Here is a 6,871-nt window from a genome sequence, read left to right on the forward strand (position 1 = left end):
AGATACTTTATTCAAAAAGTGATGAGTACAAAAATATTTTTATAGCAAAAATGTAAGTGTTTAATATAAAAAATATCCCAAGAATTTATCAAATATGAGTAAGACATTTTTCATTTATTTATACTTTATAAGCAGTATGATAAATCATACAAGTGACCAATACGCGCTTTTTAAAAATAATAATTCGACTTAATTATGCTCACTAAGTAGACTTAATAATTGTCGAACTTTTAACAATACCAAAACTAAAATTATCAAATAGATAGTTTAAGAGTTCACACTATACTGACATTCTAAATTGATAATTAGCTATGTTTTACTGCTGTAAAACTATCTAATTAACATTACTTGAGGAGAATTTCATATAAAGAAACTGTAAAAGATGAACGAAAATCATACTTAATTATGTATAATTTATAATTATAGAATAGTGAGAGGATATGCGGCCGACTTATAAAGTTATCTATTTTATTATTTTTTATGTTTACTGAGATAATAAGTATAATAAATAGTAGCACAGTCACTGATGGCTGGTGCTATTATGTAAACCAGAATAACTACAACGCTTTAAAAATGAAAATGGAATATTGAAAGTAGATATAGCTTATCAAAAAATCACAAAGTTTGACTCAATTATTTATAATAATTTTAATTAACAAAAAAGATTGGATGAGAGAATAAATGATAGCAATTATTATACAGTCATTGAAAACAATATTTAAATTCATTGATTTTGAAAAGAAAATTGATTATTTTTCTATCTTATTTTTCAATCTATGTATCCTTATAGTTATATTTACTATTCCTTTTTATGAAGATTATGTATTATTATCAAATTTTACAAATAAAAGTGTATTGCTCTTTTTTGTAATAATTACTTTTGGATTTTTATTAGTTTTTTTCTTAGTATGTGTTTTATTAATAAAGGAATTAATGAATTTCTTTATTGCATTTATAGATAAGGGAAATAGAATTTATATTAAAAGAAGTTTCAATAGAAAATACTATGACGACATGATTAAATTAGATAGTATTACAGATATTGAAAATCAATTTTATGGAAATGTCATAGATTATTTTTTAGGAGATCTATATAAAGGTATACGTTACAAATATTATAATCAAGAAGGGTATAAGTATGAGGAAGTGGCAGTAATTATTAATAAGCTCTTTTATAAAAGGTTAATATTTTCAAGGAAGCATATTAAGAAGAAAATATTATTATTGATTATGACGATTTTGACAATAGTTATAACAATTTTAATGCATGCAAGGCTTGAGATTAATTTTGTATCTTCAATGATAATTGTAATTATTCATGATATATATTACTTTTTTAGTATTGGTATATGTTCAATGATTATAAAAACAATAGTAAAAGAAAATACGAAAGCAAAATTACTTATATTAAGATGCTTAAAAAATAATATTAATAAAACATCTCACAAAAGTTGAAAATGGTTATAAAATAAAACGTATGACAACAAATTAATTGATTTTTTAAAGGATGTTCTTCTTGTCTTGATACCATGTAGAAATAAATTTCCTTTAGTAACATAAGTTCACTTATCGGAAGTTAACTATTATCGCATATTCAGAGATGATATAATATACAGGTCGCCTATCTCTCAGGCGTCAATTTAGACGCAGAGAGGAGGTGTTATTCATGCTAGAAATTCTTGTTCACATCACGACCACAGTCATCAGTGGTTGTATTGTTGCGTTATTTACGCATTGGCTACGTAATCGCAACGATAAATAGGCGACTATAGCCACACCTAAAAAATCCCCTCACTATTGCCGTAGTGAGGGGATTGGTGTATTCACGCTAGAATTCTTGTTAATCATATTATAACACTGGTTAATAGAGGAATGCAAAAATCACTTCTTTTGGTTCTGTTGCAAAGTTGAATTTATAGTATAATTTTAACAAAAAGGAGTCTTCTGTATGAACTATTTCAGATATAAACAATTTAACAAGGATGTTATCATTGTAGCCGTTGGCTACTATCTAAGATATGCATTGAGTTATCGTGATATATCTGAAATATTAAGGGAACGTGGTGTAAACGTTCATCATTCAACGGTCTACCGTTGGGTTCAAGAATATGCCCCAATTTTATATCAAATTTGGAAGAAAAAGCATAAAAAAGCTTATTACAAATGGCGTATTGATGAGACGTACATCAAAATAAAAGGAAAATGGAGCTATTTATATCGTGCCATTGATGCAGAGGGACATACATTAGATATTTGGTTGCGTAAGCAACGAGATAATCATTCAGCATATGCGTTTATCAAACGTCTCATTAAACAATTTGGTAAACCTCAAAAGGTAGTTACAGATCAGGCACCTTCAACGAAGGTAGCAATGGCTAAAGTAATTAAAGCTTTTAAACTTAAACCTGACTGTCATTGTACATCGAAATATCTGAATAACCTCATTGAGCAAGATCACCGTCATATTAAAGTAAGAAAGACAAGATATCAAAGTATCAATACGGCAAAGAATACTTTAAAAGGTATTGAATGTATTTACGCTCTATATAAAAAGAACCGCAGGTCTCTTCAGATCTACGGATTTTCGCCATGCCACGAAATTAGCATCATGCTAGCAAGTTAAGCGAACACTGACATGATAAATTAGTGGTTAGCTATATTTTTTACTTTGCAACATAACCCATTAAATCTTGTTTTAACAACGTTCATCACCTCTTATTTATCTAGATGACGATACAAAGTTGCTCTACTTATATTTGTCTGTTCTTTTATCTCATTTAAAGTGTATTTTTTACTCATATACATTTCAATAGCATCACTAAGATTTTTGTCGTTTCTTTTGGGTCTTCCTAAGTTTTTTCCTTCTTTTGCATAATTTTCTAAACCTAAACGAGTTCTAAATTTGACAATGTCACTTTGGAAGTCTGTGATATCATGTAATATTTCTATAAATTCACCTTTGATGTCTTTATAAATATAACGATTTAAATTAATAACATATAAAGATATATCCTCCTGAGAAAGATAATCTAATATATCTACTAAATGTTTCGTAGAATCTGCAAGAATACATAAATCCGTAACGTATAACATATCTCCAGAAACTAATTTTTCATTTAAAAGAACATCTAATATATTCCTCTTCTTATTATTAGCATGAATTTCTTCAACAATTTCATTTGTATGATTTTCTATTTTCTTTTTTTGTTCATTTAAATTGTCGTTTATTGTAACGGGTCTAATATAACCGTATTTCATTTAATTGCACCACCCTGTAGGTGAAGTGTAACATAAAGTTTCATTAACGGGTATACATATGAAACTTTTCTGTTATACTTTACAATATAATTAAATAAAAAGGAGAGTAAGTTATGGTTGAAAAATTAAAAAATGAATGGCTTAACCAGCCAGGAAAAAATATACTTGCCGGTATTGTAGTTGCTTTAGCTTTAATCCCTGAAGCTATTGCATTTTCAATTATTGCAGGTGTAGATCCAATGGTTGGTTTATATGCTTCGTTCATTATTGCTGTGGTTACTGCTATTGTAGGTGGCAGACCAGCAATGATATCAGGTGCAACAGGGGCTATTGCCTTATTAATTGTTCCACTTGTGAAAGATTACGGTGTAGAGTATCTTCTAGCTGCTACTATACTAATGGGGTTAATCCAATTAATTTTAGGACTACTTAAAGTTGGTCGTCTAATGAAATTTATACCTCATTCCGTCATGATTGGGTTTGTAAATGCCCTAGGAATAATGATTTTTATGTCTCAAATAGAACATATCTTTGGAATATCAATTTCAACATATATATATGTAATTATCACGTTACTCATTGTATATATAATTCCAAGATTTTTTAAAGCTATACCTGCCCCATTAATAGCTATAATTGTTTTAACAGCATTGTATATGTATACAGGATCTGACGTAAGAACTGTAGGTGATTTAGGTAATATTAAGCAAACTTTGCCTCATTTCTTAATCCCTAACATTCCTTTTAATTTAGAAACACTTCAAATTATTTTCCCATATTCATTATCAATGGCTATTGTGGGTCTAGTAGAAAGCCTACTTACAGCTAAAATTGTAGATGATGCAACTGATACACACAGTAGTAAAAACAAAGAATCAAGAGGTCAAGGGATTGCTAATATTATTACTGGTTTATTTGGTGGTATGGGTGGTTGTGCCATGATTGGTCAATCGGTCATCAATGTTAAATCAGGAGCAAACAGTAGATTGTCTACATTTACAGCCGGTATCGTACTTATATTTATGATTATTGTACTTGGAGGACTCGTAGTGCAGGTTCCAATGCCAATTTTAGCAGGTATTATGGTTATGGTTTCTGTTGGTACATTTGATTGGAATTCTTTTAAATATATTAAAAAAGCACCGAAAACAGATGCAGTTGTTATGCTCATTACGATGATTATCGTTTTAATGACTCATAACTTAGCTATAGGTGTTGTTGCAGGGGTCGTTTTCAGCGCTTTATTCTTTGCTACTAAAATTTCAAAAGTAGAAGTAATTTCTGAAGAATTCGGTAAAATAAATCGATTATCTTTTAAAGGACAAATCTTCTTTGTTTCTATTGACTCTATGATGGATCAAATTAACTTCGATATTAAAAATAGTACCATAGAATTAAACTTCAATAATGCACACTTATGGGATGATTCTGCAGTCGATGCAATTGACACGATAGTACGAAAATTCGAAGAAAAAAATAATATTGTTCGTGTAGAAAAATTAAATTCAGATAGTCGTAAAATTGTTTCAGAGTTAAGCCAACTAAATGAAAATCATTTAAATTAAAGGAGCGTTATTTATGTATAAATCAATTTTATTAGCAGCAGATGGGTCAGAAAATAGTTTGCGTTCAGCAAAAGAAGTTTTAAATTTTATAGATGATAATACTGTTGTTACTATTCTTACAGTTGTAGATGTTGAGGAGTCGAAAACAGATGTTTTACATGGTAAACAAAGTTCCAGTTTGACGAATGAAAGAGAAGACAAACTCTCTCATATCACTGAGTTATTTGTAGAGCATAATGTGAAATATGAAATGAAAATTGCACATGGTGTTCCTGCGGACACAGTTGTTTCAGTTGCAAATAGTGGAGAATTTCAGGCTATTGTTTTGGGAACACGTGGATTAAATAGTTTGCAAGAAATGGTGTTAGGTAGCGTCAGTCACAAAGTAGCAAAACGTTCAGAAATTCCCGTTGTTATTGTAAAATAGTCTGTCTAACTCAATCCGTGAAAGGATTGAGTTTTATTTTAGAGGTGAATATTAGATGAAAACCAAAAATTTCTATTATGGTTGGGTTATTGTATTTATTGCTGGTTTGACAGTTTTCTTCTCTGGCCCTGGCCAAACTTATTCAAACGCAGCATTTATTGATGAATATATTCAAACATTTGGATGGAGCCGTACAGAAGTTTCCTCAATATATTCTTTAGCTATTCTATTTGGAATCATATGGGGAATTGCGAACGGTCTAGAAAGAATTGGAACCAATATTGTTTGGGCTAACTACTTTGGACGTAAGCATGTAGGGAGTATAAATGGAATTGGATCAACTATGCTAGTGATTGGTTCCTCTTTAGGACCATTACCATTAGGCCTAGGTCATGATATTTTCCAATCCTATTCATTAACTATTTATATGATGATTATTTTCCCCATTATTGGTTTAGTTTGTGCATTATTGGCTAAAAAGCCAGTTAAAAATTATTAAAATATACCGTAGAAAGAATGGTATTTAAGGGGAGATGTTATGAAGTTTTGCAAAGGAATATGTATTCTAATATTATTGGTTTTTTGTGATTTGTTGATTTTTAAACGGTCGAAAGTATGGGGAGTAGAGCATGAATCGAGTAATAATCAAATTCGAATAATAAAAGAAGAAGACTATACAGATATGGTTATTAACCAATACTAATCATATTTTAGTATAACAATATATAGATAAACCTCTTTATAAGAATGGATATGTTATACAAATCTACTACCTATAACACTTTATTATGTTAACTAATGTAAAAAGCACGAACGCCGTTACAACAGCGTTCGTGCCTTTGTGTTTAGATTATAGGTTATACATCTTTTATACATTACCTTAACCACGCATTTTCATGGATTTTCATAAAGACGCATTTTTTATTTTTATGCAATGTATATCACATATCTCACATGGTATATTATAGAAAGTCGTCTTATCCTCAGACGTCAATTTGACGTAGAGAGGGGGTGCGATGAAATGTTAGCAATATTTGTTTATATAACAGTATCTATTTTTATAGAGTGCTGCGTTGCGTTGTTTAAACATTGGCTCGAACAGCGTAATAAAAAATAAGACGATGGAGCCAACACCTAAAAAACCCCAGCCTACGGCAATAGGCTGGGGTTTGGTGAGTAAATGTTAGCAATATTTGTTAATTTCAGTATATCCTTTCTTATGCTTTTTGTAAAACAATCTCTTATTCTTTCCAATCGACTTCAAGCTGTTTCAAAAATTTCTCTCGGTCTTTCTCTAATTGTGGATCATACTCATTTTTTGTTTGTTTTTCATATGTGTGTTCTTCTAACCATTTGGGCGTTTTTTCACGACTGATATATTGTCGTGACTTACCTATATTCGCCATTTGTGGTTGACGTTTATTGTGAATGCGTTTCTCAGCGTCAAACGTAAACTCTAACCATTCTATTTTACGTCCTTTTTTCGCTTTAATTTTATTGATATGTAGATTATTGAAGGTTCTGTTGCAAAGTTGAATTTATAGTATAATTTTAACAAAAAGGAGTCTTCTGTATGAACTATTTCAGATATAAACAATTTAACAAGGATGTTATCACTGTA

At 30.0% G+C, this 6,871-nt stretch carries 8 protein-coding genes and 1 pseudogene; 7 read left to right on the top strand and 2 right to left on the bottom strand.

Translation table 11 applies throughout. The features are described 5' to 3' along the window. Positions 1–681: 681 nt before the first annotated feature. From AC3WQX_RS11800 to AC3WQX_RS11810, 3 genes are all read left to right on the top strand, one after another. Positions 682–1,455 carry a hypothetical protein gene (locus AC3WQX_RS11800; RefSeq protein WP_002437057.1) on the top strand — a complete coding sequence of 258 codons (774 nt, stop codon included), beginning with the start codon at positions 682–684 and terminating at the stop codon, positions 1,453–1,455. Positions 1,456–1,666: 211 nt separating this feature from the next. Then, positions 1,667–1,762 carry a type I toxin-antitoxin system Fst family toxin gene (locus tag AC3WQX_RS11805; RefSeq protein ID WP_000889979.1) on the top strand — a complete coding sequence of 32 codons (96 nt, stop codon included), beginning with the start codon at positions 1,667–1,669 and terminating at the stop codon, positions 1,760–1,762. Positions 1,763–1,948: 186 nt separating this feature from the next. Beyond that, on the top strand, positions 1,949–2,623 hold the full coding sequence (locus tag AC3WQX_RS11810; protein ID WP_145350352.1) for an IS6-like element IS257 family transposase: 675 nt from the start codon (positions 1,949–1,951) through the stop codon (positions 2,621–2,623). Between the two features lie 92 nt (positions 2,624–2,715). Here the strand turns inward: AC3WQX_RS11810 and AC3WQX_RS11815 are convergent, their stop codons facing one another. Continuing rightward, complete coding sequence (locus tag AC3WQX_RS11815) at positions 2,716–3,258, bottom strand: recombinase family protein (protein ID WP_001836856.1); 543 nt, start codon at positions 3,256–3,258, stop codon at positions 2,716–2,718. Positions 3,259–3,371: 113 nt separating this feature from the next. Between AC3WQX_RS11815 and AC3WQX_RS11820 the strand changes: the two genes are divergently transcribed. The 4 genes from AC3WQX_RS11820 to AC3WQX_RS11835 all read left to right on the top strand — a co-directional run bounded on the left by AC3WQX_RS11820 (position 3,372) and on the right by AC3WQX_RS11835 (position 6,367). Continuing rightward, positions 3,372–4,823 (top strand): SulP family inorganic anion transporter, encoded by a 1,452-nt coding sequence (locus AC3WQX_RS11820; RefSeq protein WP_492740311.1) that lies wholly within the window; start codon positions 3,372–3,374, stop codon positions 4,821–4,823. Positions 4,824–4,836: 13 nt separating this feature from the next. Continuing rightward, on the top strand, positions 4,837–5,250 hold the full coding sequence (locus AC3WQX_RS11825) for a universal stress protein (protein ID WP_001836859.1): 414 nt from the start codon (positions 4,837–4,839) through the stop codon (positions 5,248–5,250). A 55-nt stretch (positions 5,251–5,305) separates the two neighbouring features. Continuing rightward, a complete protein-coding gene (locus AC3WQX_RS11830) occupies positions 5,306–5,749 on the top strand; it encodes an MFS transporter (RefSeq protein ID WP_001836860.1) in 444 nt (147 codons plus the stop codon). 522 nt (positions 5,750–6,271) lie between these two features. Continuing rightward, on the top strand, positions 6,272–6,367 hold the full coding sequence (locus AC3WQX_RS11835; protein ID WP_121909937.1) for a type I toxin-antitoxin system Fst family toxin: 96 nt from the start codon (positions 6,272–6,274) through the stop codon (positions 6,365–6,367). Positions 6,368–6,491: 124 nt separating this feature from the next. Here the strand turns inward: AC3WQX_RS11835 and AC3WQX_RS11840 are convergent. Continuing rightward, positions 6,492–6,767 (bottom strand): annotated as a pseudogene (locus AC3WQX_RS11840) (RepB family plasmid replication initiator protein); the annotation flags it as partial. Between the last annotated feature and the right edge of the window lie 104 nt (positions 6,768–6,871).

The organism is Staphylococcus sp. FW104-15G4D, assembly GCF_058790135.1.